Raw genomic sequence first — 26,224 nt, 5'->3', positions numbered from 1 at the left:
CACTGAGCCGGGCCCAGGCACACTGGGGGCATGACGACTGGCGCGCAGACCCCTCCGTACACCGCCCGGCCCCGACGGTCCCGGCTCGGCAGATACCTGCCGCTGGGCGTCGCGGTGTGGCTGGTGCTGGAGATCTGGCTGCTGACCGTGGTCGCCGGCGCGGCGGGCGGCATGACGGTGTTCCTGCTGCTGGTGGCCGGCTTCGTGGCCGGCTCCGTGGTCATCAAGCGCGCGGGCCGGCGCGCCTTCCAGAGCCTCAACGAGGCGGTCCGCGGCGGCGGCTCCCCGGCGCGCGGCGGTGGCAACGGCCTGATGATGCTGGGCGGCCTGCTTCTGATGATCCCCGGCCTGGTCTCCGACGCCCTCGGCCTGCTGCTCCTGCTGCCGCCGGTCCAGAAGGCGGTCTCCCGCCTCGCCGAGCGCACCCTCGACCGCAAGCTCCGCGCCGCCGGTCCCGGGACCCTGGGCAACGCCTTCCAGCAGGCCCGTATGCACCGCCCGGACGGGAAGGTGGTCCAGGGCGAGGTGATCCGGACCGACGGCCCCGGCCCGGGGGACGAGCCGGCGGGGGAGCGGCCGCCGCTGACGCGCTGACCGTCCCCGCACGGGAAAACCGAGGCACGGGAAAACCGAGGCACGGGAAAACCGAGGGCGCCGTACGTTCTGTGAACGTACGGCGCCCTCGGTTGTTGTGTCTGCTTCCGCTGAACGGAACTTGACGGAACTATGCCGACTTGCGGCTGTCCCTGGGATGAATCGCGATGTTCATCGCCCCGGAACGCAGAACCGCCAGACGCTCCTCAAGGACCTCTTCGAGCTCCTCACGGGTGCGCCGCTCCATCAGCATGTCCCAGTGGGTACGCGCAGGCTTGGCCTTCTTCTCCTCAGGGCCGTCGCCGTCCACCAGGAGTGCCTGGGCCCCGCAGACCTTGCACTCCCACTCCGGCGGGATCTCCGCCTCGACCGAGAAGGGCATCTCGAAGCGGTGCCCCTTCTCGCATGCGTACTCCACGGCCTGGCGCGGGGCCAGGTCGATACCGCGGTCCGTCTCGTAGCTGGTCACCACGAGGCGCGTACCGCGAAGAGCTCGCTCACTCATGAATCGTGCCTCCCGGGCTTGTCGCCCACAGGACAGGTGTCGCTGTCGTCGTCATCCGGTCAACGTCCGGTCGGCGGTAAAGATTCCCGTTCCGGGTCATGCGTCACCGTCGTAGCCGCCCCTTGTTGTACCCACCAGCGCCCGGTTTGTCACATCTGCTAGCAGATGTCACCCAGCGTTTCGGCATCTTTGACGCGCAGTAACGGTACGCCTGGCAGGCCAAACGCGTACACTACCGCCCTTCCGCGTTGAACGCTAAATCTTCTGCGGAACCGGGTTGCCGGCCTCGTCGATCGCTCGCCGCACCGGCACTCGCGCGAGCAGCGCGAACCCGATGACGAAGAAGGCCACCAGCGAGATGATCGCCGACCGGTAGCTCCCGGTCAGCTGGTAGGTGATCCCGAACAACAGAGGTCCCAGCCAGCTCATCCCCCGATCGCTCATCTCGTACGCCGCGAAGTACTCGGCTTCTTTTCCGGGCGGTACGAGGTGGGAGAACAGGGAGCGGGACAGGGCCTGGCTGCCGCCGAGCACGAGGCCGATGCCGGCCGCGAGGACGAAGAACCACCCCGGTGCCCCGGCCGGCAGGAAGTACCCGGCCGTCAGGGTCACCGTCCAGGCCACCAGTGATCCCAGGATGGTGCGTTTCGCCCCGTAGGTCCTGGCCAGCCGTCCCATGGTCAGGGCGCCCGCCACGGCCAGCACCTGGACCAGCAGGACCGCGCCGATGAGGGTCGACTGGCCGAGCCCGAGTTCCTCGGAGCCGTAGACGGACGCCTGGGAGATCACGGTCTGGACGCCGTCGTTGTAGACGAGGTAGGCCAGCAGGAAGGAGAGCGTCAACGGATGGCGGCGGATGTCCCGGGCGGTCGCCACGAGTTGGCGCAGCCCCGGCGCCGTCGCCTCGGCCGCCCGGCGGCCCCGGTCGCGCAGCCGCCGCAGCGGTATGAGGGCGAAGGCGCCCCACCACAGGCCCGCCGCGGCCAGGCAGATCCGCACCGCCTCCGTCTCGGAGAGGCCGAAGGAGTCGTGCGCGGAGTAGAGGACCAGGTTGACGATCAGCACCAGCGAGCCGGCCACGTAGCCGAAGGCCCAGCCCCGGGCGGAGACGGTGTCGCGTTCCTCGGGAGGGGAGATCTGGGGGAGGTAGGAGTTGTAGAGCATCAGGCCGACGGACTGGGCGGCGTTCGCGACGATCAGCAGCAGCCCGCCGAGCAGATAGCGGTCACCGTCCAGGAAGAACATGCCGGTCGTCGCCGCGGCCCCGGTGTACGCGGCGGCGCCGAGCAGCTGCTTCTTGCGGCCGGTCCGGTCGGCCGCGCTGCCCACCAGGGGCATGAGCACGACCGCGAGGATCACCGACAGGGAGACCGAGTAGGCGAAGAAGGAGCCCGCCCGGACCGGGACGCCGAGCGGATGCACATAGCCGTCGGCGTCCGCCGCGTGGCCGGCGACCGACGTGAGGTACGGGCCGAGGAACACGGTCAGGACGCTCGTCGAGTAGACGGAGCACGCCCAGTCGTAGAAGTACCAGCCGCGCTGTTCGCGGCGCAGCTCGGTGACCTCGTCGAAGATCCCCGTCCGCACGGTCTCGGTGCCCACCCGTGCCCTTGCCTCTCCCGCAGCAGTACCGCCCGCGCGCCTCAGAACCAGACGCCGCGCTTCTGCATGACCTCACGCAACGTGTCGATGTGATCGGTCATGATGCCATCCACTCCCAGGTCCAGGAGCCGGTGCATCCGATCGGGTTCATTGACGGTCCACACGTGGACGTGCAGCCCGCGCGCGTGGGCCGCGCGGACGAAACGCCGGTCCACCACCGGGAGCCCCGACTGGGACTCGGGCACCTGCGCCGCGACCGCCGACCGGCGCACCGCCGCGGGCACCCCCCAGGACCGCAGCCGCAGCCCGACCACGCCGCGGGTGCCGAACGAGGTGGCCAGGCGGGGCCCGGCCAGCCGCTGCGCCCGCAGCACCCGCGCCTCCGAGAACGACCCGACACACACCCGGTCGTAGGCGTCCGTCCGCTCGATCAGGTCGAGGAGCGGACGCAGGGCGGGCTCCGCCTTGGCGTCCACGTTCCAGCGGACGTCCGGGAACTCCTCGAGCAGTTCCTCGAAGAGGGGGAGCGGCTCGCGGCCCGCCACCCGCGCCTGCCGTACGTCCTCCCACGGCAGGTCGGCGATCCGGCCGGCGCCGTCGGTGACCCGGTCCAGGGTGTCGTCGTGGAAGGCGACGAGCCTGCCGTCCGCGGTGGCGTGCACATCGGTCTCGATGTACCGGTAGCCGAGCTCGACCGCGCGCCGGAACTGCGCCACGGTGTTCTCCAGGCCGTCCGCGACTCCGCCCCGATGGGCGAAGGCGATGGGGCCGGGGTGGTCCAGGTACGGGTGGCGAATCAGCGTGCTCACGAACGCAGTATGGCCCGCGCCGATGACCCCTTGGCAACGACCGTACTGCGACCGGATGCCGCCCGGACGGCGAACACCTTCAGGAACAGCTGTGCGAGCGGGCCGATGGACACGGCGTAGAGCACGGTGCCGACCCCCACGGTCCCGCCGAGCGCGAACCCGGTGACGACCACCGCGACCTCCAGCGCCGTGCGGATCAGCCGGATCGAACGGCCGGTACGCCGGTGCAGCCCCGTCATCAGACCGTCCCGGGGACCCGGCCCGAAGCTGGCCGCGATGTACAGGCCGGTCGCCGCCCCGTTGAGCACGATGCCGGCCGCCATCAGCGGAATCCGCACGGCCAACCCGTGCGCCTCGGGGACCACGGCGAGCGCGGCGTTCATGGCGAGGCCGATGACGAAGACGTTGGAGACCGTGCCGAGTCCCGGCCGCTGGCGCAGCGGGATCCACAGGAGCAGCACGGCCGCCCCCACGACGATGGACACGGTCCCGATGCTCAGCCCGGTGTGCCGGGCGAGACCCTGGTGCAGCACGCCCCAGGGCTCCAGGCCGAGGCCCGCCTCGACGAGAAGCGCGGAGCTCACGCCGTACAGCGTGAGTCCCGCGTAGAGCTGGACCAACCGTCGCCCGAGACGGCCTTGCGTGGACAAGGGATACCCCCCTGGTGGTAAAGGTGGACTGACTCATGTCACTCTGTGGCTTGGCAGGGAAAGCCATCCATGGCCAATCCGGGGAAGGTGGACTGATTCTCATGGCGCAGTGGACCTCGGCGGTGGGGGCCGCGCAGCTCGCCCGGCTGCTCAACTCCCAGCAGGACCGGCCGGCCGGCCCCGGCACCCGGCGTCCGCCCGCCTACCGTGCCCTCGCCGACGGCATCCGGCTGCTGGTCCTGGAGGGCCGGGTCCCGGTCGCCGCCCGGCTGCCCGCCGAACGCGAACTGGCCCTCGCCCTGTCCGTCAGCCGTACGACGGTGGCGGCGGCCTACGAGGCACTGCGCGCCGAGGGCTTCCTGGAGTCCCGCCGGGGCGCCGGAAGCTGGACCGCGGTCCCGGCGGGCAACCCGCTTCCGGCCCGTGGCCTGGAACCCCTGCCCCCCGAGGCGCTCGGCTCGGTGATCGACCTGGGCTGCGCCGCGCTGCCGGCCCCCGAGCCGTGGCTGACCCGCGCGGTCCAGGGCGCCCTGGAGGAACTCCCGCCGTACGCCCACACCCACGGCGACTACCCGGCCGGACTCCCCGTCCTCCGTTCGATGATCGCCGAGCGCTACACGGCGCGCGGGATCCCCACCATGCCCGAGCAGATCATGGTCACGACCGGTGCGATGGGCGCGATCGACGCGATCTGCCACCTCTTCGGCGGCCGGGGCGAGCGCATCGCCGTCGAGTCGCCGTCGTACGCCAACATCCTCCAGCTGATGCGGGAGGCGGGCGCCCGCCTGGTGCCGGTGGCGATGGCCGAGGGGCTGAGCGGCTGGGACGTGGACCGCTGGCGCCAGGTCCTGCGGGACGCGGCGCCCCGCATCGCGTACGTGGTCGCCGACTTCCACAACCCCACCGGGGCGCTCGCCGACGACGACCAGCGGCGCCGGCTGGTGGACGCGGCCCGCTCGGCGGGCACGGTGCTGGTCGCGGACGAGACGATGAGCGAGCTGTGGCTGGACGACGACGTGGAGATGCCCCGCCCGGTGTGCGGCTTCGACCCGGCGGGCTCCACCGTCATCACGGTCGGCTCGGCCAGCAAGGCGTTCTGGGCGGGCATGCGCATCGGCTGGGTCCGGGCGGCTCCGGACGTGATCCGCAGCCTGGTCGCCGCGCGGGCCTACGCCGACCTGGGCACACCGGTGCTGGAGCAGCTGGCGGTGAACTGGCTGTTCAGCACGGGGGGCTGGGCCCAGGCCGTCGAGCTGCGCCGGACCCAGGCCCGGGAGAACCGGGAGGCGCTGGTGGCGGCGGTACGGCGGGAGCTGCCCGAATGGGAGTTCGAGGTGCCGAAGGGTGGGCTGACGCTCTGGGTCCGGGCGGGCGGTCTGTCCGGCTCGCGGCTGGCGGAGGCGGGGGAGCGGGTGGGGGTGCGCGTCCCGTCCGGTCCGCGGTTCGGGGTCGACGGGGCCTTCGAGGGATACGTCCGCCTGCCGTTCACCGTCGGCGGAGCGGTCGCGGAGGAGGCGGCGGCCCGGCTGGCCGCGGCGGCGAGGTTGGTGGAGGCCGGGGTGAGCGGGGGGAACGCGGAGGCGCCGCGGACGTTCGTGGCGTAGCCGGTGGCACTTCGGCCGCGGGTGCGTGGGGGCTGGTCGCGCAGTTCCCCGCGCCCCTTTCGGGGCGCGGCGGCACCCGGCAAGCGCCGGTAAGCGTCCCCACCCCCCGCCTCAGCTCTCGGCGACCGCGGCTTCCAGAGGCACCGCCTGCTCCACCGACTCACTTCTCGGCGGCAACAAGGCGAGCACCGCCTCGCGGTCCACCTCGCTCGTCGCGTCGTCGTACGGATCGGGAGTCGCCGGCACCTGGAGCCGCAGCACCGGTCCGTGTCCCAGCCGTGCGTACCCCCGCCCCGGCGGCACCTGGGACAGCGGCGTCGTGTGCGCCGGAGTCCCCAGCGCCGCCGTCAGCTCCTCCGGCAGGGCCGGTCCCAGGACGACGCGCGCGCGTGTGTGCTGCTGGACCGCCTCGCTCAACGCGTCCGCGCTGTCGAGCTGTTCGGCCACCACCACGGTGACGTTCGCCGCGCGGCCGTGCCGGAGGGGGACCTGGAGGAGGGCCTGCGGGTCCTGGTGGCCGTCCGCCGAGGCCAGGTGGACGAAGGCGCCCGGACGGTCCAGGAGGATCCACAGGGGCCGTCGGCAGTCGTCCGGCGGCGGGTGCCCGGCCTGGCGCGCGCGGTTGAGCGCGATGAGCCGCCGCTCCGTCTCGTTCGCCGCCCACTCCAGGCTGGCCAGTGCCCCGGCCAGCCCGCACTCCACGGCGAGGACCCCGTCCCGGCCGGCGAGGCACAGGTACTCGCCGGTGCCGCCGCCCTCCACGATGAGGACGTCGCCGTACTGGAGGGCCTGAAGGGCGATGGAGCGCAGCAGGGTCGAGGTGCCGCTGCCGGGGCGGCCCAGGACCAGCAGGTGCGGCTCGGTGGAGCGGGCACCGGTGCGCCAGACGACCGGCGGTACGTCGCGCTGCTCGTCGCCGTACGCGAGCGGGAGCGTGCGCTGGACCTCGCTGGGGTCGGTGAACCCGAGGACCGTCTCGCCCGGCGCGGTGACGAAGCGCTGGGCGGCGATGTCGGTGGGCAGCGGGGCGAGGACGGTCACCGTGAGCCGGTTGCCCTCCTCGTCCCACCCGAAGTGGTACTCGCGGCCCCGCCCGGACTTCGCGGTGAGCAGGTTCTCGATCCGCGTGCGGGCCCCGGGCTCGCCGTCCGGGAAGTACGCCGGGTAGCGGAGCAGGAGCTGGCCGAGGCGGCCCGCCTCGTCGAACTCGTGGGCGAGGAAGGCCTTCTCCCACTCCCCGCCGTGTGCGTACAGCGGCGCCGGGTCCTCGGCGGCCGAGAAGTACGGCACCAGGGCCTCGTACAGGGACTGGAGCCGCTGGGTCTGCGACTCGTCGGGGCCCTCCGGCGGGGGTGGGGTGCGCTCACGGCCGTGCCAGGCGCTCGCCGCCATCAGGGTGATGACGGCGAGCAGCGGTCCGTACGGCACCAGAGCCACGACCAGGACGACCGAGGCCACCATGAACAGCAGTGGTCCGCGCCTGTCCTTCGGTGTCTCCGCCCACCTGTGCCGCCCGGCCGAGGCCAGCCGGCTCAGCCCGCGGGTCACGGTGATGAGCGGGTGGAGGACGTCGGTGGCGTTGTCGGCAGCCGTCCGGGCCAGCTCCCGGCTTCGGGCGAGCTGCGCGGTGCCGTTGCTCAGAATGCGGGGGAGAGGGCGCCGGGCCACTGCTGTCTCCTGATGGTGCGTACGGGCGGGAGGACCGTCAGAACTTGATGCCGCCGAGCAGGCTTGCGAGGCTCTCGCCGCCTGCCTTGATGCTCGGTGCGATGGCCGTGCTGGCGAGGTAGAAGCCGAAGAGCGCCGAGACCGTGGCGTGCGACGGCTTCAGCCCGTCCTTGCGGAAGAAGAGGAAGACGACGATGCCGAGCACGATGACGCCTGAGATGGAGAGGATCATTTGAGATCTCCTGGTGTCGAAGGGGGACAGTCACCATGAGTTCTTCCAGGATCACAGCAGGTATCCATACGATTAAAGGTGCAATTGGGTGAAATTCTCAGAATTTCACCCAATTGGTCGATATGTACGTTCGGTGGGGCCGGGGTGATCTTTACCTCGGGCAGATCCGGTCATGTTCACCCTGGGCCAGTACGCTGACGATTCACTCGTACGGCCCCGCGGCCCGCCCGTTGCCGTACGCTCCACCAGTCCGTGAAAGTCCCCGCAGCGCACAGGAGAGGCGGTCCGGCCGATGAGCGAAGCCCCCGACCCCGAGGTCGTGGAGCTGGCGACCAAGATCTTCGATCTGGCCCGGCAGGGGCGGACCGACGCGCTCGTGGCGTACCTCGACGCGGGCGTTCCGGCCAACCTCACCAACGACCGCGGCGACTCCCTCGTGATGCTCGCCGCCTACCACGGGCACGCCGACGCGGTGCGGGAGCTGCTCGCCCGGGGCGCCGAGGCGGACCGGGTCAACGACCGAGGTCAGACGCCACTCGCCGGAGCGGTCTTCAAGGGCGAGACGGAAGTGGTCAAGGTGCTGGTGGAAGCCGGTGCGGACCCGGCGGCGGGCACTCCGTCGGCCGTCGACACCGCCCGGATGTTCGGCAAGACGGAGGTTCTGGAACTGTTCGGTACCTCCTGACCCATCTGTTCTGACCAGCTAAAACACACATAACGGGGGAGGCGGTACAGGGCCGCCGAAATTTCGGTCGCGGCAGGTCGAAGTGCCGAGTCATCATGACGTCGTGATTCACGGACGCGATGGCTGGGCAGGTGTTGCCGCACCGCGCGGGCCGTGATGCGGCCCGCATGGGCCACTGACGAGAGGCAGAGAGAAATGGTCTACAGCAAGCAAGAGACGGCGGGCGCTCCGACGTTGTGTCACGCGGCCAGGTAGTGCGTGTTCTCCGGTTGCGTCGACGCTTGATGTGAGGCTGTTTCCCATGTTCGATCCGGTCATAGCGCCCAGCGGTACGCTGCTCGGCCTGCTTCAGCGGGGCCGTGGCGACGGCACGCTGCACGCGCTCACCGCCCCGCGCGCCGAAGCGCTCGCGGCGCTGAACCACTGTGTGCTCCACGACCCCCGCCACGACTGGCAGGTGGAGAACCGCTCCTTGTACTACGCCCGGCTCTATCTCGACCTGCACGGCGAGCTGGACGCCATCGAGGCGCACCTCTTCGACCCCGAGGACGTCCTGGACGACGAGGAGTCCCGCACCGGCCTCGCGCTGGCCGTGCTCGGGCACCTCGCCTCGTACGGCCGACGGGACGCGCTCGACCTGCTGCGCAGGTACGCCTCGACCGGTTCGAACTGGGCCTGGGCCCTGGACGAACTGGCGCTGCGCGACGACGACGCGGGCCTGCGCGCACTCGCCGCCCCGGTGCTGGCGCGCTTCACCACGGATGCCGAGGGCGAGGCCGAACTGGCCGCCGCCGTACGGGACGCGTTCGAGCCACGGCCCTGGCGGCTGTGGGCCGAGGATCCCCGCGAATCGATCGCCACGCGCGTGCGTGCCGCTCAGGAGACCGGCTGCTTCGACCGCTGGCAGCGCCAGATGCGACCTACCGGGCCCCGTCCGGGGTGGAGCGTGCGGGCCGTCTTCGAATGGGCCCAGCAGGGCGTCGAGCGGGGCGCGGCCCTCCACGTGCCGGCCGCCCGCTGCCTGGTCGCCGTCGCCGGACCCGAGGACCGGCCGGAGATTCTCCAGGCCGCCAAGGACGGCACCGACGGAGCCCGCTGCACCGCCCTGCGCTACCTCGCCGACAGCAACGACGCCGACGCGCTGAACCTGATCGAGGCCGCGGTGGCCGACGGCACGTCCACCGTCGTGGAGGCGGCCGTCGACGCCTTCGAACGCATGCGCAGTATCGCCGCGGTCGACCGCGCCCGCGGCTGGGCCCGCCGGCCCGACGCCCTCGGCGCCGCCGCCGGCCGGATGCTGGCCTGCCGGGGCGGGACCAACGACAGCGAACTGGTCCTCGCCGCGCTCCGGGAGGCCGTACGCGGCGAAGGCCCCGACGCGCCGACGCTGTGGACCCTGGTCGACGGCACCGGACGCCTCGGCATCGTCTGCGCCGCGCCCGTCCTGCGCCACGTCTACCGCGAGACCGCCTCGTCCCACCTGCGAGGCCGCGCCGCCCGCGCCCTGGCCGCCACCGACCCCTCCTTCGCCACCGGCTTCGCCGTCGAATGCCTGTGGGACTGCGAGGAGACCACCCGCGAACTCGCCGCCCGGCACGCCGAGACCGGTGACGCCCGGGTCGTCGAACAGCTCCGCCGGCTCGCCGCCGACCCCGCGGAGGAGGCGGAGGTCCAGACGGCCGTACGCAGCCGCATCGGACCGGACACCGCCGCCATGTGACCCGGCACCGCGGCCGGACCACCGCCGCGGACAACTGCTCCACCACGGGAACCACGGGGGATCCCGCACACGTTCCACACCCGCAGGACCACCCGCCGGGTGAACGTCCGGTGACCGGCGAGGCGGCCGGACATGGACGCGGACTGGCCCGCTCGGGTGTGCGGGGCAACGCTCATGGGACGTTTAACCGTCGGAAAGATCCACTTTGACGCGGCCACGTCCAGCGCGGCGACAACACCGGTATGCGTGTCGTCATCGTGACCGAATCCTTTCCCCCCGATGTGAACGGCGTGGCCCACTGCGCGCTCCAGACCGCCCGACACCTCGTCGACCGCGGTCACGCTCCCCTCGTCGTCGCACCGGCCCCCGCTCCCGGAAACAGGCTCGACGCGTCCGCCGCGCCCTGCCCTGTCGTCCACGTCCCCTCCCTTCCGCTCCCGGGCTATCCCCAGGTCCGCGTGGCGCTCCCCAGCCGCAAGCTCGCCGCCGCGCTGATCGAGCACCGACCCGACGTGGTGCACCTGGCCAGCCCCTTCATCCTCGGCGTCCGCGGCATGGCCGCCGCCGCCCGGCTCGGCATCCCCGCCGTGGCCGTCTACCAGACCGACCTGGCCGGATATGCCCGTACCTACGTGGGTGCCGGCGAGGCGGCCGCCTGGCGGCGGATCCGCTCCGTCCACGGCGCCGCCGACCGCACCCTGGCCCCGTCCACCGCCTCGATCGGCGATCTGGAGGCGCACGGAGTCCCCCGGATCCAGCTGTGGCAGCGCGGCGTGGACACCGTCCGCTTCCGCCCCGAGTTCCGTGACGAGGCCCTGCGCCGCGAGATCGCCCCGAACGGCGAGGTCATCGTCGGCTACGTCGGCCGCCTCGCGCCCGAGAAGCAGGTCGAACTCCTCGCCGGGGTCTGCGGCCTGGAAGGCGTGAAGGTCGTCGTCGTCGGCGACGGGCCCGCGCACGCCCACCTCACCGAGGCGCTGCCCGGCGCGGTCTTCCTCGGCCGCCGCACCGGCCACGACCTCGCCCGGATCTTCGCCTCGTTCGACGTCTTCGCCCACACCGGCCCCTTCGAGACGTTCTGCCAGACCGTCCAGGAGGCCATGGCCAGCGGTGTCCCGGTCGTGGCGCCCGCCGCCGGCGGTCCGATCGACCTGGTCGACCACGGCCGCACCGGGTTCCTGGTCCCGCCGCGCGACGCCGGTGCCGTGCGGGCGGCCGTGGCCTCCCTCGTCGCCGACGGCGGGATGCGGGCCGCCTTCGGGCTGGCCGCGCGCACCACCGTCGAGGGCCGCACCTGGGCCGCGGTCGGCGACCAGCTGATCGGCCACTACGAGGACGTGCTCGCGGCGCGCCGGCCGGTGGTGGCGGCATGAGCGGCACTTCCCCGGGACCCCTGCACTCTCCGGGGCCCCTGCGCATCGTCCGGCTGGCCAACTTCGTCGCCCCCGCCTCCGGAGGTCTGCGCACCGCCCTGCGCGAGCTCGGCACGGGCTTCGTGGCGGCCGGGCACGAACCGATCCTGATCGTGCCCGGCGAGCGCTACTCGGACCGGGTCGAGGAGCAGGGCCGGGTCATCACGCTGCCCGGCCCGCTGCTGCCCGGCACCGGCGGCTATCGCGTCCTCGTCGACCGGAAGCGGGTGCAGAACCTCCTGGAGCACCTCGCCCCGGACCGCCTGGAGGTGTCCGACCGCACCACCCTGCGCTGGACCGGCCGCTGGGCCCGGCGGGCCCGGATCCCCGCCGTGATGGTCTCCCACGAGACCGCCGACGGGGTCCTGCGCACCTGGGGCATGTCCGAGAACATGTCCCGGCGCACCGCCGACGCGCTCAACATCCGAACCGCGCACACGTACGCGCGCGTGGTGTGCACCACCGAGTTCGCCGAACGCGAGTTCGTCCGGATCGGCGCGCGCAACGTCGTACGCGCGCCCCTCGGCGTCGACCTCGTCGGCCGCCACCCCTCGCTGCGCGACCCCGACCTGCGGGCCCGGTACGCGCGCGAGGACGAGGCGCTGCTCGTCATGTGCTCGCGGCTGTCCGTGGAGAAGCGGCCCGGCACCGCCGTCGACGCCGTGGAGGCGCTGGTACGGCGCGGGCGCCGGGTGATCCTGGTCGTCGCCGGTGACGGGCCGCTGCGGGCGCGGCTGGAACAGCGGGCGCGCGAGCGCCGGCTGCCGGTGACCTTCCTCGGGCACGTCTCCGACCGGGACACCCTGGGCGCGTTGCAGGCGTCGGCCGACGTCGCCCTGGCGCCGGGACCCGCGGAGACCTTCGGGCTCGCCGCCCTGGAGGCCATGGCCTGCGGGACGCCCGTGGTCGCCAGCGCCTCCTCCGCGCTGCCCGAGGTGATCGGGTCCGCCGGGTCCACCGCGGCCGACCGCGGGGAGGCGTTCGCCGACGCCGTGGAGACGCTCCTGGCGCGACCCGGTGCCGAACGCCGGGAAACGGCACGCGCGCGTGCGGAGTGCTTCGGCTGGGGGACGGCCGTGGAGGCGTTCCTCGCCGCGCACGACGCGCCGGTGCTGTGCCGTCGTGACGAGAGCGGAACGACGGCACCGGTCCGTCGTGTCGTGCCGGAGGGCGTGGCATGAGAACGGTTCGCTTCGTGGCGCTCGGGGACTCGCTCACCGAAGGCGTGGGCGATCCCGCCGGCGACGGGTGGCGCGGCTGGGCCGCGCTGCTGGCCGGCGGACTCGGCGCCAGGGACGTGGAGTTCACCAACCTCGCGGTCAGCGGGGCGCAGACCCGGGACGTGCTGGAGCGCCAGACCCCGGCCGCGCTGGAGCTGCGCCCCGACATCGTCGCCGTCGTCATAGGCGTCAACGACACCCTGCGCTGCACCTTCGACATCCAGGCGGTGGCCGAACGGCTCGACGAGGTCTACGCGGCCCTGACCGCGCAGGGCGCGACACTGCTCACGGCGTGCCTGCCGGACCCCGGTGCGATGTGGGGACTCCCGGGCGCGCTGGCCCGTCCGCTGGCCCGCCGGGGGCGTGCGGTCAACATGGTGGTGCACGCCCTGTCCGAGCGGTACGGGGCCGTCCACCTGCACGCGGCGGAGGGCGCCTGGCTCGCCGACCGCGCGATGTGGAGCGCGGACCGGCTGCACCCGGGCGAACGCGGGCACCGGCAGCTCGCCGTCCGCTTCCACGCCCTGCTGGCCCCGCTGGGCATGGCGACGGGGAGGGCGCCGTCCCCCGAGCCCGAGTTCCCGCCGCCGACGAAGCAGGCGAGTCTCGTCTGGCTGGCCACCGCCGGCACCGCCTGGGTGATCAGGCGCTGCCGCGACCTGCTGCCCCAGCTGCTGCGGCTGGCCGTCGACGAGATGCGGCACCGCCGCAGGGGCACCAGCGCCCGGCTGGACCTGAGCGCGTCCGCCGCGGTCTCCGCCGCGCTGGCCGCCCTCCAGCCGCCGGAGCGGCCCGCCGACGCCGCGTGATCGGGCGGCGACGGCAGGCCGGCGACGACGGTTCGGTGACCGCGGGTTCGGTGACCGCGGGTTCGGGGGCCGGCGGTTCGGGGGCCGGCGGGTGGTTCAGCGACGGCGTACGGCCACGAAGCGGACCGGGATGCCCGGGACCGCCTGGGCCGCCGCCGGGAGGTCGGCGGCGCGGACCACAGCGATCACCGGATAGCCCCCGGTGGTCGGATGGTCGGCCAGGAACACCACCGGACGGCCGTCCGGCGGAACCTGCACGGCGCCGAGGACCATGCCCTCGCTGGCGAGTTCACCGGGAAGGGCCCGCTCCAGGGCGGGCCCTTCCGTGCGCAGCCCGATGCGGTTGCTCGCCGACGACACGCGGTACGCGCGCGAGGTGAACGCCCGCACGGCCGCGGGCGTGAACCAGTCGGCCCGCGGGCCGAGCGTCACCCGCAGCACGAGTTCGGCCGGCGGGGACGGCTGCGGCACGACGTCCACGCGCGCGTGCGGGCCCACCGGTGTGCCCAGCGGCAGTACCGTGCCGGCCGCCAGCGGAGCGGGACCGAGCCCCGAGAGCAGATCCGTGGCCCGGCTGCCCAGCACCGGCTCGACGGCGATCCCGCCGGAGACGGCCACATAACTCCGTACGCCGGACCGGGCCGAGCCGACCTCCAGCAGTTCCCCGGCCGGCACCGCGACGGGCGCGCCCCAGGGCGCCGGACGCCCGCCCACCGCGACGGGGCACGGCGCACCGCCGACCGCCACCACGACGGCCGAACGGGGCCGCACCGCACACCCGTCGAGCGTGGTCTCCAGGACGGCCGCGTCCGGTCCGTTGCCGGCCAGCCGGTTGACGAGCGCCGCGGCGGGCGCGTCCAGCGCCCCGGAGCGGGGCACCCCCAGATGCGCGTACCCGGGCCGCCCCCGGTCCTGCACGGTGGTCAGCGCACCGGCCCGTACGACGACGAGCGCGCGGTCGGTCATGCCTCCGCCACCGGTACGAACCGTACGCGTGTCCCCGGCGCCAGCAGCGCGGCCGGCACGCGCGTGTGGTCCCACAACACCGCCTCCGTGGTCCCGATCAGCTGCCAGCCGCCCGGCGAGGAACGCGGGTACACACCGGTGTACGGCCCGGCCAGCGCCACCGCGCCCGCGGGCACCACGGTACGCGGGGTGGCCCGCCGGGGTACGTCGTAGCGGGCCGGGAGCCCGGTGAGGTAGCCGAAGCCGGGCGCGAAGCCGCAGAAGGCGACCGTGAATTCGGTCTCCGCGTGGATGCGGGCCACCTCCCGCTCGGTCACCCGCCAGTGGACGGCGACCTCGGCGAGGTCCGGGCCGTCGTAGCGCACGGGCAGCTCGATCGCCGCACGCGTGCCCGGGGGAGCGGGCGGGAGCACGGCGGCGGCCAGCTCGGTGGCCCGGCGGGCCGGGTCGTCGAGACCGTCGAGCAGGACCGTGCGGGCGGCGGGCACGATCTCACGGACCGTCAGTGAGCCCTCCGCGCGGCGGCGCAGCAACTCGGCGTGCAGGGCCTGGGCCTCCGCGCCGGAGCCGACCTCCACGAGGAGGGCGTCGTCGCCGACCGGGTGAACGGTCAGGGGCGTGATGGCCGCGGTCGGCACGGTCCCCCTCACGCGAAGGCCGCCACGGTCACGCCCGCCGCCGCGAGCCGCGCACGCACCTGCCGCGCCAGCTCCACGGCGCCCGGGGTGTCGCCGTGCAGACAGAGCGAGCGGGCGCGCACGGCGATACGCGCGCCGGAGTGCGAAGTGACCGCGCCGGAGCGCGCCAGTTCCACCGAGCGCTCCACGACCGTCTCCGGGTCGCTCACCACCGCGCCCTCGCGCCCGCGCGGGACCAGTGTCCCCTCGTCGGTGTACGCGCGGTCCGCGAACGCCTCCGTGACGGCCGGCAGCCCCGCCTGCTCCGCCCGCGCCAGCAGCCGGGAGCCGGGCAGCCCCAGCACGGGCAGCGCGGCGTCCGCGAGGAGCACGCCGTCGACCACCGCGGCGGCCTGCTCCTCGTCGTGCACGACCCGGTTGTAGAGCGCGCCGTGCGGCTTCACGTACGCCACGCGCGCGCCGGCCGCACGGGCGAAGACCTCAAGGGCACCGATCTGGTAGGCCACCTCGGCCGCCAGCTCGGCGGGCGGCACGTCCATGGCGCGCCGCCCGAATCCCGCCAGGTCCCGGTAGGACACCTGGGCGCCGATCGTCACCCCGCGCTCGGCCGCCAGCCCGCACACCCGCCGCATCGTGGACGCGTCCCCCGCGTGGAAGCCGCAGGCCACATTGGCGCTGGTCACGACGGAGAGCAGCTGCTCGTCGTCGGTCAGCCGCCAGCGGCCGAAGCCCTCGCCGAGGTCGGCGTTCAGGTCGATCGAGGTCATGGATCCGCTGTCTCTCCTGTCAGGCCACGCGGTACTGCTCGTCGCGGGCGTCGCTGATGAACATCTGGCCCGGCGCGTGCGTGATGGCGAACGGCGGCCGGGAGGCCGTCACCACCGCCTGCGGGGTGACCCCGCAGGCCCAGAACACCGGTATGTCGTCCGCAGCGGCGTCCACCGGGTCGCCGAAGTCGGGCCGGCCGAGGTCGGCGATGCCGAGCGCCGAGGGATCGCCGCAGTGCACGGGGCCGCCGTGCACCGCCGGGAGCAGACTGCTCTCCCGGATCGCCGTCGCCAGATGCTGCGGCGGCACCGGGCGCATGGACACCACCATCGGCCCCCGCAGCCGTCCCGCCGGCCGGCACTGCCGGGTGGTCACGTACATGGGCACGTTCCGGCCCTGCTCGACATGGCGGATCGGCACCCCGGCCCCGGCCAGCGCCCACTCGAACGTGAAGCTGCACCCGAGCAGGAACGACACCAGGTCGTCCCGCCAGTACGCGCGTACGTCCGTCGGCTCGTCCACCAGCTCCCCGTCCCGCCACACCCGGTAGCGCGGCAGGTCGGTGCGCAGGTCCGCGCCCTCCGCGAGCACGGTGTCCGTGGCACCGGCGTCGGTGACGTCGAGCACCGGACAGGGCTTCGGGTTGCGCTGGCAGAACAGCAGCATGTCGTAGGCCCAGTCGGCGGGCACCGAGATCAGGTTGGCCTGCGTGTGACCGGCCGCGACCCCGGCCGTGGGTCCCGTGAGGCCCTCCCGGAAGCGGGCCCGGGCACTTCCCGGGCTCCATGCGTGCGCGTGCTCGTCGACGAGGGCGACGGGGCGGTCCGCCGCGGCCAGGGTGAGAACGTGATCTTCCATACGGTTCACGCCAGTTCCTTCCCGCGCGTCTCCGGCAGCCCGAACAGGGCCAGGGCCGCGAGCGCGTAGCCGGCCGCGCCGAAGACCAGCGCGCCGCCCACGCCCCAGCTGTCGGCCAGGAAGCCCACCAGGGTCGGGAAGACCGCACCCACCGCGCGGCCCGCGTTGTACGTGAAGCCCTGCCCGGTGCCGCGGACCGCGGTCGGGTACAGCTCGCTCAGGTACGAGCCGAAGCCGCTGAAGATCGCCGACATGCAGAAGCCGAGCGGGAAACCGAGCACCAGGAGCAGCGTGTTGGCGCTCTCCGGGATGTTCGCGTACGCCAGCACACAGACCGCCGAAAGCACCGCGAACAGCCAGATGTTGCGGCGCCGGCCCAGCCGGTCGGTGAGGTAGCCGCCGGTCAGGTAGCCGAGGAAGGCCCCCGAGATCAGGAAGGTCAGGTAGCCGCCGGTACCGACCACCGACAGTCCGCGCTCGGTCTTGAGATACGTCGGGACCCAGGTCGCCAGCGTGTAGTAGCCGCCCTGGACGCCCGTGGACAGCAGGCCCGCGAAGACCGTGGTGCGCAGCAGCCCGGGAGCGTCGGCCGTACCCGGCCGGAAGATCGCGGCGAACGAGCCCCGCCGCGGGGTCTGTTCGCGCACCGCGACCGCCTGCGGTGCGTCGTGCACCCGGCGGCGCAGCCACACCACGAGCAGCGCCGGCAGCGCGCCGGTCCAGAACATCACCCGCCAGGCCAGGTCGTCGCCGACGAACGAGAAGACCAGCGTGTACACGATCGCGGCGAGGGCCCAGCCGACGGCCCAGGAGCTCTGGACCGCGCCCAGCGTACGGCCGCGGTGGCGGGCGCTCGCGTACTCGGCGACCAGGATCGCGCCGACCGCCCACTCGCCGCCGAAGCCAAGGCCCTGGAGCGCGCGGAACGCCAGCAGGGTCTCGTAGTTGGGCGCGAAGCCGCAGGCCACCGTGAAGACCGCGTAGGTGACCACCGTGACCATCAGCGCGCGGACCCGGCCGACCCGGTCCGCGAACACGCCCGCCGCGGCGCCGCCGACCGCGGAGACCACCAGGGTGACGGTGGTGAACAGGCCGGTCTGGCCGCTGTCCAGGCCGAAGTACGCCGCGAGCGCGACCATGCTCAGCGGCAGGGTGAAGTAGTCGTAGGAATCCAGGGCGTATCCGCCGAAGGCACCGGCGAACGCGCGCCGGCCGCGCGGTCCGAGGGCGCGCAGCCAGCCGAACGCGCCGTCCTCGGCGGTGCGTTCACCCCTGCCCGGGTGCGCGTCGGAGGTCAGGGCCTGCGGTGGAGGAGTCGTGCTCATGGGCACCTCGCAGTTGAGGGACGGAGGGTGCGGGGACTGAGCAGTGCGGGGCCGTGCAGGACGAGCGTGATGAGCACCGTAGAGGATCGTTCAACGATCCTTCAATACCCGCGTTGTTTCGTTCCTGTGTCTGCGGTTGAATTCCGGGCATGGCAGAGCAGCTGACGGGACTGGCCGACGACCGCGCCCTCCTCGGGCGGACGAGTACCGCCGAACGGGTCTCCGACATCCTCAGGAGCCGGATCGCCGACGGCTACTTCCCGCCGGGCACCCGCCTGTCGGAGGACGGCATCGGCGGTGCGCTCGGCGTCTCCCGCAACACCCTGCGCGAGGCGTTCCGGCTGCTCACCCACGAACGTCTGCTGGTCCACGAACTCAACCGGGGCGTCTTCGTCCGGGTCCTGAGCGTCGAGGACGTCGAGGACATCTACCGCACCCGTGTCCTCGTCGAGTGCGCCGTCGTACGCGGCCTCGGCGCGCCCCCGTACCCCCTGGAGCGGCTGTCGGCGGCGGTCGCCGAGGGGCAGTCGGCGGCCGCCGCGGATGACTGGAAAGCGGTGGGCACGGCCAATATCCACTTCCACCGGGAGCTGGTCGCCCTGGCCGCCAGCGAACGCACCGGCGAACTGATGCGCAGCGTCTTCGCGGAACTCCGGCTCGCGTTCCACGTGGTCGACGACCCCCACGCCCTGCACGAGCCGTACCTGGCCCGAAACCAGGAGATCCTGCAGTCACTGCAGCGCGGCGACAGCCACGGCGCCGAACACCTGCTGGAGAGGTACCTCACCGACTCCCTGGAACGAGTGGTCGAGGTCTACCGCCGCAGGGTGGGCGAGGACACCGCCCCGTAGTACCCGGCCCCGCCGACGGAGCCCTCCGCGTCGTTTGGGCCGATGTCAGACCCAGGACCTAGTCTGTGCACCGTGACTTCGCCTGCATCGACGGACAGCGTTCCGCCCCAGCTCGGCGCGGGGCCGCGCCCCGCCCCGGGGCCGGCCGCCGACGAGGGGCTGGCGCGGCGGCTGCGCGCGCTCGCGTGCACCGCGCCGCTGCACGACCTCGACGCACGCAAGGCGAACCTGGCCGGCGAGTACTCGGCGTACGGCATGGCCGAGGTGGCACTCTCCGCCATCGACCTGGTCACCCTGAACATGGACTTCGACACCGGCGCCGACCACGAGCAGATCGTCGCCCGGCTGATCCCGCGCATCTCCGCCCAGACCCCGCACCGCCCCGCCGCCGAGCACGAGCGCGTGGCCCGCTGGGTCCTGGAGAACCTGATCAACGTCGGCAGCGTCGACCGGGGCTTCCGCGCGGTGTACGGCACCTTCGCGCCGGACGGGTCCTACGTCCGTCGGGACTACGACTTCAAGCTCATCGAGGAGGTGCCCGGCCCCGGTGGCACGGTGTACCTCCGGACCACCGACGAGGCGGTCAACGTCCTGGTCGGCGCCCTCGACACGGACGTCACCAGCGCCCAGATCGCCGCCGAGGTCAAGCTGGAGGTGCTGGTCAACCGCGGTCGGCTCGCCGATGCCCAGCTCGCCGCGGAGCAGGCCCGCTACCGGACCGTGCAGTACTCGGAGACCCTGCGCCGGGCCCTGGACGCCACCCGGCGCAACGTGCGGGCGGTGGACTGGCTCAACGCCGTCCCCGACATGATCGCCGAGGCGCTGGACCACGTCGCCGACCGCTACCGGCACGAGAACGCGATCCTCACCAACATCCGCAAGGCCCGTGACGAGACCGAGGAGCCCGAGAACAAGCGGCGCGCCGCCGAGCTCGTCGACATCGTCAAGGACTGCATCCGACGGCACACCCAGTTGCAGTCGCGACTGCTGGAGGCCGGTCCGCTGTTCCGCGCGGAGCAGGACCGGCAGGCCTTCGCGACGCCCATGACGACATCGGGGACGGACCTGTACGGGCACCTCCTCGCGCCGCTGCTGCCGTTGCCGCTGGAGCAGGCGAGCCGGGTCACGGGGGCGTTCTTCGCGCGCGGGACCGGGCTGCGGACCCCGGTGTCGGTGCGGGTCGGCGACCTCGTCGACATACTGCTGACGCCGCCGGTGGAGCGGGAGCACCTGGGCGCGGAGATGCCGGAGCCGGACCTCATCGCCACCCCGGACGACAGCCGGTTCAGCGAGGAGCAGCTGGCGGACGCCATGCGGTTGCTGGACCTGCCGGCCGACGCGCCGCGCCGGCTGTCGGGGCTGCTGGCGGAGGCGCGGCGGATCGGGGGCGCCGAGGGGGAGGAGCTGGCGTACCTCGTCGCCCTGCTGGCGGTGCACGCCGCGAGCCCGGCTGTCGGCACGGCCTACCGGCAGGGTGAGCAGAAGCTGCTGTTCGCGGTGGACGACGGCACGGAGCTGGACGACCCCGGATTCGGGGGTGCGGACCTGATCGTGGGGACTGCTTTGCTGGATGCGGTGGGGATGGCGGCGGATCGGACCGAGGCGGCGTGATGTCGTACGCCGGGTACAGGCCGTCTGCGGCTGATCGCGCAGTTCCTCCCCCAGCCTTCGGCCGGGGGTACCCCCAGCGCCCCGCCAGGGGCGCTGTCGGCCGACCCTGTTTTCAAGATCGAGGAGTTGTCGTGGTGAGCGAGTACGTTGAGGCCGAGGTGCCTGTCGGGTCGGCGCATGCTGCCGTCACCCCGGCCGATGCCGCCGATGCCGCGCGGCTCGTCGCCTTCGGATTGCAGCCCAAGCTGCAGCCCGCGCGGGATCAGGAGTACACCGAGCTGCTGCGGCGGTACCGGGAGGATCCTCCGTTCGCGCGGCTCGCCGATGCCGTGGCGGCCGGGCTGGGGCTCGTGGTCCTCGAGGTGTCGCCCCGCGCGGGAATGGCCGTGACCGCCGCCGAGGACTCGGTGTTCGCCGTTCGCATGGGCGACTACGCACGCCGTACCTCCGCGGACGGCAGCGACCGGTTCCTGCACGGGCTCGCCCACCTCGCCGTCGCCGCGCTGGCGTTCCCGCGCCCCGAGGACCTGGCCGACGACGGCTACATCGGGCGGATCACGGTCAACGGCGTCGACGGCTTCGTCCGGCAGGCCTGCCGGAGGCTGGAGGAGCGGGCCGAGGAGGCGGGGGAGAACACCGACCCGGCCACCGACGCGCCCGGTCTGGAGGCCGCCTGGCGGATCTGGGCCAGACGCAGCGCGACCGGCGCCACCAAGGACGCCCGCCGGCTGGCCGGTTCCACCACCGGCATCATCGGCAAGGCGGTCGTCTTCCTCACCGACTCCGGGTTCCTCCAGCGCACCGGTGACGACCAGGGCGGCACGTACCGCACGACGGCCCGCTACCAGCTCCAGGTACGGGACATGGCCGGCAGCGCCGCCATGGCCGAGCTGCTGGAGCTCGGCGTCGTCCCGGTCACCGACGGCACGGCCAGCCTGCTGCCCGCCGACGACACGGAGGACCTGGACCTGGTCGCCGACGCCGGGCTGCCGTTCCACTCCTGAGCCGCCCGAACCCTTTTCCGAGCCTTACGAAGCCTTCGAAGCCTTACGAGAGTCGCCATGTACGAGCTGTCCCGGGTCCGCCTCTACTCCATCGGGCCCGCCGGTGCGCGCTACGCCGACACCGTGCTGGACCTGCGGGGCGTCGGCGAGCCCGTGCCCGATCCCGCGCCCACCCAGGCGGAGTTCTTCGAGGAGGAGCCGGTCGGCCCGCCGCGCCGGCCCGCACCCGCCGGCGTGCTCTTCCTGGAGAACGGCGGCGGCAAGTCGGTCCTGCTCAAGCTGATCTTCTCGGTGATGCTGCCGGGGCACCGGAACACCCTCGGCGGAGCCAGCTCGGGCGTGCTGCGGAAGTTCCTGCTCGCCGACGACTGCGGACATGTCGCCCTGGAGTGGCAGCACACGCTCACCGGCGAGTGCGTGGTCGTCGGCAAGGTGAGCGAGTGGCGGGGACGCCAGGTCTCCAACGACCCGCGCAAGTTCGCCGAGGCCTGGTACTCGTTCCGGCCCGGTCCCGGGCTCTCGCTGGACAGCCTGCCGGTCGCCGAGTCCACCGCCGTACGGCCGCCCGTCGAGGGCGCCTCCGGCGCGCAGGGGCGACGGCGCACCATGAAGGGCTTCCGGGACGCCATCACCGAGGCGGGCAAGTTCTATCCGCACCTGGAGGTGCACTGGGAGGAGATCCACGACCGCTGGATCGAGCACCTCGGCGAACTCGGCCTGGACCCCGAGCTCTTCCGCTACCAGCGGGAGATGAACGCCGACGAGGGCGAGGCCGCCGGCCTGTTCGCGGTGAAGAAGGACTCCGACTTCACCGACCTGCTGCTGCGGGCGGTGACCGACACCCGGGACACGGACGGACTGGCCGACCTGGTCGGCGGCTTCGGCAACAAGCTGGGCCGGCGCGCCGAGCTGATCGCCGAACGCGACTTCACCGCCGGGTCGGTGGACCTGCTCGGGCGGATCGTGGAGGCGGCCCAGGCGCGGTCGCGGGCCCGTGACATCCACGCGGGCGCCGAGCGCCGTACCCGCACGCTGGCACGCCGGCTGTCCGCGCGGGGCGTCCAGGAGCGGGTGCGCGCCGCCGACCTCGCCCAGCGGGTCACGGCCGCCGCCTACGCCGTCACACACTCCGAGGGCGCCCGCGAGCGCAGCGCGCTGATCGCCGCCGAACTCGCCTACCGGCACGCCTCCCTGGCGCTGGCCGTCGGCGAGAAGTCCGCCTCCGCGCAGAAGCGCGAGCTGGCCGACGCGCGCACCCTGCACTCCGCCTGGCAGGCCGCCGAGGCCGCGCTGCGCCACCGCGCCGCCGCCGACCGCGTCGCCCGCGTGGCCGCCGCCATCCAGGAGGCCGAGCGGGACGCGGCCCCCGCCCTCGCCGCCCGCGCCAGGGCCGCCGTCGAGCTGGTACGGGCCCTGCACACGGCCGCCGGGAGCGCCGAGCACCTCGCCAACGAGGAGGAGGAGCGGTCCGCCGCACTCCAGGAGGTCAGCGACGCCGCGTACCGGGACTCGACCTCCGCCGCCACCGAGGCGCAGCGCGCCCGCAGCGAGGGCGGCCACCTGCGGCAGCGGCTCAGCGAGGTCGAGCAGGAGACCGCCGAGGCGGTCCGGGCGGGCTGGCTCGACGACAGCGCCCCGGACGCCGACCCGGCCCGGGCCGCGCTCGCCGCCAGCGACGCCGAGAAGACGGCCGTGGCCGCCTGGGACACCGCCCGCGAGGCCTCCGGCCGGGCGAGCGAGCACGCGCGCGAGGCGGCCTCCGCCGAGACGCGCGCCGAACTCACCGCCGCCCGCGCGGCGGACGCGGCGACGGCCGCCGAGCGGACCCACGACTCCGAGAGGCGCCTGGCCGAGAGCCTCGCGGCAGAGGAACGGCTCACCGAGCTGCTGGGCCTCACCGGCTCGCGCACCACCATTCCGCGCCCCCGCCACGAGGACGGCGACGACACCCTCACCCCCGAGGAACTCGACCGGTTCGCCGACGAGTTGCGGGAACTGCTCGACGACGCCGTGGGCGCTGCCGAGCGGCACCTGTTCGAGCTGCGGACCGCGGCCGCCGACGACTCCCGGATCCTCGGCGCCCTCGGCGACGGCGGACTGCTGCCGCCCGGCCCCGACGTCCTGGCCACCGTCGAGTTCCTCGGCGAACACGGCATCCCGGCACTGCCCGGCTGGCGCTACCTCGCCCAGGCCGTCGACCCGGCCGACCACGCGCGCGTGCTCGCCGCCCGGCCCGAACTCGTCGACGGCGTCATCATCACCGACCCCGACACGCACGCCCGCGCCCGTGCGGCACTGAGCGAGGCGGCCCTGCTGCCGCGCTCGGCCGTCGCCGTCGGCACCGCCGCCGCCCTGCTCGCACCGACCCCGGCGCCCGACGCCGTCCCGGGCGACGTGTTCCTCGTACCGCCGAACCCGGCCATGCACGACGAGCGCGCCGCCGACGAGGAGCGGCAGGCGCTGCGCGCACGGGCCACCGAGCGGGACGAGGAGATCCGCACCCTCGCCGCCCGCCTCGGCAAGGACCGTGAACTGGCCGCGCGGCTCGCCTCCTGGCGCACCGGCTGCCCGGCCGGGCGGCTCGTGGAGCTGGCGCAGGAGGCCCGGGGCGCGCGGATGTTCGCGCAGGAGTCCGAGGCCGAGCTGACCGAGGCGCGGGCCGTGCGGGCGGAGGCCGAGGAGACCGCCGCCGAGGCCGCGCGGGTGCGTGACGAACGGCAGGAGGCCGCCCAACGGGCCCGGCGCGCCGCCGACGCCCTCGCCGGCCTCGCCTTCCGGCTGCGCGAGCGGGCCGGCTGGCAGGTCAGGCTCCGTGAACTCGCCGACGAGGCCACCGAGTCGGAGGCCCGCGCCCAGACCTGCCTGGAACGCGCCCGCGTCGCCGACGAGGACCGGCGCGGCGCCCAGCGCGCCGCCGACGACGCCCGCCGCACCGCCCGCGCGCTGCGCGCCGAGCGCTCCGAGATCGCCGGCGCCCCCGACGACGTGCCCGACGCGGACGAGGACGGCCCCCGGTCCTCGCTGCCCGCCCTGCGCGAGGCCTACCGGGCCGCCTCGCAGGTGTACGAGAAGGTCGGCGTCGGTGCCGACCTGCGCGCCGAGCAGGCCCGCTCGGAGAGCGACGAGAGCGCCGCGCTCGCGGAGCTGGAGCGGCTCAGCAACAAGGTCCGCACCCGCGCCGAGCAGTTGCTGCAGTCGCCCGACGGAGCCGACGGCCCCTCCCGGCAGGCCGCCGCGGCCCGCGCGGAGGAGCTGGTGCAGCTCCTGGAGGCCCGCATGTCGACCGCGAGCGAGCAGCTCGGGCGGCTCCGCGGCGAGGCCGAGCGGCACGCCCCCGAGGACGGCGACGCGCACACCGAACTGCCCGAGGAGCTCCAGCCGCGCGACGCCGAGCACGCACAGGCGCTGCTGCGCACCGCGACGGCCGAACTGGCCGCCCGCACCGAGGCGTTGGCCCAGGCCAGGGAGGCGCACGCCGCACTGCTGGACGCGCAGCGCGCGGCCGAGGACGCGGCGGGCGGCTTCGAGGAGATCGCCGCCATGCTCCGCGACCTGCTGCGCGAGCACACCGCCGAGGAGGAGCAGGAGGAGCCCGAGCCGTACCCCGGCAGCCTGGAGGAGGCCCGGCAGTCCGCCGCCGAGGCCCGCAGGTCGCTGCGCGGCTGCGCCGGTGACCTGTCCGCCGCCGAGGCCGCCGTCCGGGAGGCGAGCGACGTCCTCGTACGGCACGCCAACGCCACCCGCTACGAGGCGGTACGGACCCCCGCGCGCCAGCAGATCCGGGAACTGCCCGCCTCCGCGCTGCCCGAGCACGCCCAGAAGTGGGCGGACGCCTTCGCGCCCCGGCTGCGGGTGCTGACCGATGAACTGGCGCAGCTGGACCGGAACCGGGACTCGATCGTGGACCGGCTGCGGGGGCTCGTCGAGTCCGCGCTCGCGACCCTGCGCTCGGCCCAGCGGCTCTCCCGGCTGCCCGAGGGGCTCGGCGAGTGGTCCGGGCAGGAGTTCCTCCGTATCCGTTTCGAGGAGCCCGACCAGGCCGTCCTCACCGAGCGCCTCGGCGAGGTGGTCGACGAGGCGACCCGGGCCGCCGTGAAGAAGAACTCCGATCTGCGGCGGGACGGCATGTCCCTGCTGCTGCGGGGAGTCGCGGCCGCGCTCCAGCCCAGGGGCATCGCCGTCGAGATCCTCAAGCCGGACGCGGTTCTGCGCGCCGAGCGGGTGCCGGTGGGGCAGATGGGAGACGTGTTCTCCGGTGGGCAGCTGCTGACCGCGGCCATCGCCCTGTACTGCACGATGGCCGCACTGCGGTCCAACGACCGGGGGCGGGACAAGCACCGGCATGCGGGGACGCTGTTCCTCGACAACCCCATCGGGCGCGCCAACGCGACCTACCTGCTGGAGCTCCAGCGGGCCGTGTCGGATGCGCTGGGCGTGCAACTGCTGTACACGACCGGGCTGTTCGACACGACGGCGCTGGCCGAGTTCCCGCTGGTCATCCGGTTGCGGAACGACGCGGACCTGCGGGCCGGCCTGAAGTACATCAGCGTGGAGGAGCATCTGCGGCCCGGCCTGCCGCAGCAGCCGCAGGCCGGAGAGTCCGTGCACAGCGAGATCACCGCCACCCGGATGTTCCGGAAGCCGTCGGCCTGACGGCCCGACGGCCCCCGGTCCCGCCCGATCCGGCGGCCCT

General features: G+C 73.8%; 22 protein-coding genes. 11 read left to right on the top strand and 11 right to left on the bottom strand.

Annotation, left to right across the window (positions count from 1 at the left end; genetic code table 11):
* Positions 1-30: 30 nt before the first annotated feature.
* Positions 31-594 carry an FxsA family membrane protein gene (gene fxsA / locus IEZ11_RS40750; RefSeq protein WP_189268097.1) on the top strand — a complete coding sequence of 188 codons (564 nt, stop codon included), beginning with the start codon at positions 31-33 and terminating at the stop codon, positions 592-594.
* A 130-nt stretch (positions 595-724) separates the two neighbouring features.
* Here fxsA and IEZ11_RS40745 read toward each other — a convergent pair whose 3' ends face one another.
* The 4 genes from IEZ11_RS40745 to yczE form a co-directional block, all read right to left on the bottom strand.
* Positions 725-1,099 carry an RNA polymerase-binding protein RbpA gene (locus IEZ11_RS40745; protein WP_010046329.1) on the bottom strand — a complete coding sequence of 125 codons (375 nt, stop codon included), beginning with the start codon at positions 1,097-1,099 and terminating at the stop codon, positions 725-727.
* A gap of 255 nt (positions 1,100-1,354) precedes the next feature.
* Complete coding sequence (locus tag IEZ11_RS40740; protein WP_189268096.1) at positions 1,355-2,701, bottom strand: MFS transporter; 1,347 nt, start codon at positions 2,699-2,701, stop codon at positions 1,355-1,357.
* 41 nt (positions 2,702-2,742) lie between these two features.
* On the bottom strand, positions 2,743-3,510 hold the full coding sequence (locus IEZ11_RS40735) for a glycerophosphodiester phosphodiesterase family protein (RefSeq protein WP_189268095.1): 768 nt from the start codon (positions 3,508-3,510) through the stop codon (positions 2,743-2,745).
* Positions 3,507-4,160 (bottom strand): membrane protein YczE, encoded by a 654-nt coding sequence (gene yczE, locus IEZ11_RS40730; RefSeq protein ID WP_189268094.1) that lies wholly within the window; start codon positions 4,158-4,160, stop codon positions 3,507-3,509. The genes IEZ11_RS40735 and yczE overlap by 4 nt, the downstream gene beginning before the upstream one ends.
* Positions 4,161-4,261: 101 nt before the next feature.
* Between yczE and IEZ11_RS40725 the strand changes: the two genes are divergently transcribed.
* On the top strand, positions 4,262-5,764 hold the full coding sequence (locus tag IEZ11_RS40725) for an SCO1417 family PLP biosynthesis transcription factor (protein WP_189268093.1): 1,503 nt from the start codon (positions 4,262-4,264) through the stop codon (positions 5,762-5,764).
* A 111-nt stretch (positions 5,765-5,875) separates the two neighbouring features.
* Here IEZ11_RS40725 and IEZ11_RS40720 read toward each other — a convergent pair whose 3' ends face one another.
* Together IEZ11_RS40720 and IEZ11_RS40715 are read right to left on the bottom strand one after the other, a co-directional pair.
* Entirely contained in the window at positions 5,876-7,432 is a 1,557-nt protein-coding gene (locus IEZ11_RS40720; protein WP_189268092.1) for a hypothetical protein, read from the bottom strand.
* 37 nt (positions 7,433-7,469) lie between these two features.
* Positions 7,470-7,664: a hypothetical protein gene (locus IEZ11_RS40715; RefSeq protein WP_189268091.1), complete on the bottom strand. Its 195-nt coding sequence runs from the start codon at positions 7,662-7,664 to the stop codon at positions 7,470-7,472.
* 292 nt (positions 7,665-7,956) lie between these two features.
* Here IEZ11_RS40715 and IEZ11_RS40710 point away from each other — a divergent pair, with 292 nt between their 5' ends.
* The 5 genes from IEZ11_RS40710 to IEZ11_RS40690 all read left to right on the top strand — a co-directional run bounded on the left by IEZ11_RS40710 (position 7,957) and on the right by IEZ11_RS40690 (position 13,510).
* Positions 7,957-8,349 carry an ankyrin repeat domain-containing protein gene (locus IEZ11_RS40710; protein WP_189268090.1) on the top strand — a complete coding sequence of 131 codons (393 nt, stop codon included), beginning with the start codon at positions 7,957-7,959 and terminating at the stop codon, positions 8,347-8,349.
* 301 nt (positions 8,350-8,650) lie between these two features.
* Complete coding sequence (locus IEZ11_RS40705; RefSeq protein ID WP_189268089.1) at positions 8,651-10,069, top strand: HEAT repeat domain-containing protein; 1,419 nt, start codon at positions 8,651-8,653, stop codon at positions 10,067-10,069.
* Between the two features lie 242 nt (positions 10,070-10,311).
* The gene (locus IEZ11_RS40700; protein WP_189268088.1) at positions 10,312-11,442 is read left to right on the top strand and encodes a glycosyltransferase family 4 protein; all 1,131 of its coding nucleotides are present in this window, start codon (positions 10,312-10,314) and stop codon (positions 11,440-11,442) included.
* On the top strand, positions 11,439-12,662 hold the full coding sequence (locus tag IEZ11_RS40695; RefSeq protein ID WP_189268087.1) for a glycosyltransferase: 1,224 nt from the start codon (positions 11,439-11,441) through the stop codon (positions 12,660-12,662). Before IEZ11_RS40700 ends, IEZ11_RS40695 begins: the two co-directional genes overlap by 4 nt.
* On the top strand, positions 12,659-13,510 hold the full coding sequence (locus tag IEZ11_RS40690; protein ID WP_189268086.1) for an SGNH/GDSL hydrolase family protein: 852 nt from the start codon (positions 12,659-12,661) through the stop codon (positions 13,508-13,510). Before IEZ11_RS40695 ends, IEZ11_RS40690 begins: the two co-directional genes overlap by 4 nt.
* Positions 13,511-13,606: 96 nt before the next feature.
* Here IEZ11_RS40690 and IEZ11_RS40685 read toward each other — a convergent pair whose 3' ends face one another.
* The 5 genes from IEZ11_RS40685 to IEZ11_RS40665 are packed head-to-tail and all read right to left on the bottom strand — an operon-like array spanning position 13,607 to position 18,065.
* A complete protein-coding gene (locus tag IEZ11_RS40685) occupies positions 13,607-14,476 on the bottom strand; it encodes a 5-oxoprolinase subunit C family protein (protein WP_189268085.1) in 870 nt (289 codons plus the stop codon).
* Positions 14,473-15,090, bottom strand: a complete 618-nt coding sequence (pxpB, locus tag IEZ11_RS40680) for a 5-oxoprolinase subunit PxpB (RefSeq protein WP_189268167.1) — start codon at positions 15,088-15,090, stop codon at positions 14,473-14,475. Before pxpB ends, IEZ11_RS40685 begins: the two co-directional genes overlap by 4 nt.
* A gap of 32 nt (positions 15,091-15,122) precedes the next feature.
* Positions 15,123-15,881, bottom strand: coding sequence for a LamB/YcsF family protein (locus IEZ11_RS40675; protein ID WP_189268084.1), 759 nt, complete (start codon positions 15,879-15,881; stop codon positions 15,123-15,125).
* A gap of 19 nt (positions 15,882-15,900) precedes the next feature.
* Complete coding sequence (locus IEZ11_RS40670; RefSeq protein ID WP_189268083.1) at positions 15,901-16,740, bottom strand: putative hydro-lyase; 840 nt, start codon at positions 16,738-16,740, stop codon at positions 15,901-15,903.
* 5 nt (positions 16,741-16,745) lie between these two features.
* Complete coding sequence (locus IEZ11_RS40665; RefSeq protein ID WP_189268082.1) at positions 16,746-18,065, bottom strand: MFS transporter; 1,320 nt, start codon at positions 18,063-18,065, stop codon at positions 16,746-16,748.
* 149 nt (positions 18,066-18,214) lie between these two features.
* On the opposite strand from IEZ11_RS40665, the gene IEZ11_RS40660 reads away from it, so the two are divergent.
* The 4 genes from IEZ11_RS40660 (at position 18,215) to IEZ11_RS40645 (ending at position 26,184) form a co-directional block, all read left to right on the top strand.
* Positions 18,215-18,916 carry a GntR family transcriptional regulator gene (locus IEZ11_RS40660; RefSeq protein ID WP_189268081.1) on the top strand — a complete coding sequence of 234 codons (702 nt, stop codon included), beginning with the start codon at positions 18,215-18,217 and terminating at the stop codon, positions 18,914-18,916.
* A gap of 72 nt (positions 18,917-18,988) precedes the next feature.
* Complete coding sequence (locus IEZ11_RS40655; RefSeq protein WP_189268080.1) at positions 18,989-20,527, top strand: hypothetical protein; 1,539 nt, start codon at positions 18,989-18,991, stop codon at positions 20,525-20,527.
* A gap of 134 nt (positions 20,528-20,661) precedes the next feature.
* Complete coding sequence (locus IEZ11_RS40650) at positions 20,662-21,531, top strand: hypothetical protein (protein WP_189268079.1); 870 nt, start codon at positions 20,662-20,664, stop codon at positions 21,529-21,531.
* Positions 21,532-21,588: 57 nt separating this feature from the next.
* Entirely contained in the window at positions 21,589-26,184 is a 4,596-nt protein-coding gene (locus IEZ11_RS40645) for a hypothetical protein (protein WP_189268078.1), read from the top strand.
* The last annotated feature ends 40 nt before the right edge of the window (positions 26,185-26,224 follow it).

The sequence above is a fragment of the Streptomyces fuscichromogenes genome, from assembly GCF_014645815.1.
GTDB classification, from domain to species: domain Bacteria; phylum Actinomycetota; class Actinomycetes; order Streptomycetales; family Streptomycetaceae; genus Streptomyces; species Streptomyces fuscichromogenes.
This window is presented reverse-complemented; position numbering and strand designations above follow the sequence as displayed.

Coding starts and splice junctions, on each gene's coding strand:
- fxsA (WP_189268097.1), top strand. CDS start 31: ATGACGACTGGCGCGCAGACCCCTCCGTACACCGCCCGGCCCCGACGG.
- IEZ11_RS40745 (WP_010046329.1), bottom strand. CDS start 1,099: ATGAGTGAGCGAGCTCTTCGCGGTACGCGCCTCGTGGTGACCAGCTAC.
- IEZ11_RS40725 (WP_189268093.1), top strand. CDS start 4,262: ATGGCGCAGTGGACCTCGGCGGTGGGGGCCGCGCAGCTCGCCCGGCTG.
- IEZ11_RS40715 (WP_189268091.1), bottom strand. CDS start 7,664: ATGATCCTCTCCATCTCAGGCGTCATCGTGCTCGGCATCGTCGTCTTC.
- IEZ11_RS40710 (WP_189268090.1), top strand. CDS start 7,957: ATGAGCGAAGCCCCCGACCCCGAGGTCGTGGAGCTGGCGACCAAGATC.
- IEZ11_RS40705 (WP_189268089.1), top strand. CDS start 8,651: ATGTTCGATCCGGTCATAGCGCCCAGCGGTACGCTGCTCGGCCTGCTT.
- IEZ11_RS40700 (WP_189268088.1), top strand. CDS start 10,312: ATGCGTGTCGTCATCGTGACCGAATCCTTTCCCCCCGATGTGAACGGC.
- IEZ11_RS40695 (WP_189268087.1), top strand. CDS start 11,439: ATGAGCGGCACTTCCCCGGGACCCCTGCACTCTCCGGGGCCCCTGCGC.
- IEZ11_RS40690 (WP_189268086.1), top strand. CDS start 12,659: ATGAGAACGGTTCGCTTCGTGGCGCTCGGGGACTCGCTCACCGAAGGC.
- IEZ11_RS40685 (WP_189268085.1), bottom strand. CDS start 14,476: ATGACCGACCGCGCGCTCGTCGTCGTACGGGCCGGTGCGCTGACCACC.
- IEZ11_RS40675 (WP_189268084.1), bottom strand. CDS start 15,881: ATGACCTCGATCGACCTGAACGCCGACCTCGGCGAGGGCTTCGGCCGC.
- IEZ11_RS40670 (WP_189268083.1), bottom strand. CDS start 16,740: ATGGAAGATCACGTTCTCACCCTGGCCGCGGCGGACCGCCCCGTCGCC.
- IEZ11_RS40665 (WP_189268082.1), bottom strand. CDS start 18,065: ATGAGCACGACTCCTCCACCGCAGGCCCTGACCTCCGACGCGCACCCG.
- IEZ11_RS40660 (WP_189268081.1), top strand. CDS start 18,215: ATGGCAGAGCAGCTGACGGGACTGGCCGACGACCGCGCCCTCCTCGGG.
- IEZ11_RS40645 (WP_189268078.1), top strand. CDS start 21,589: ATGTACGAGCTGTCCCGGGTCCGCCTCTACTCCATCGGGCCCGCCGGT.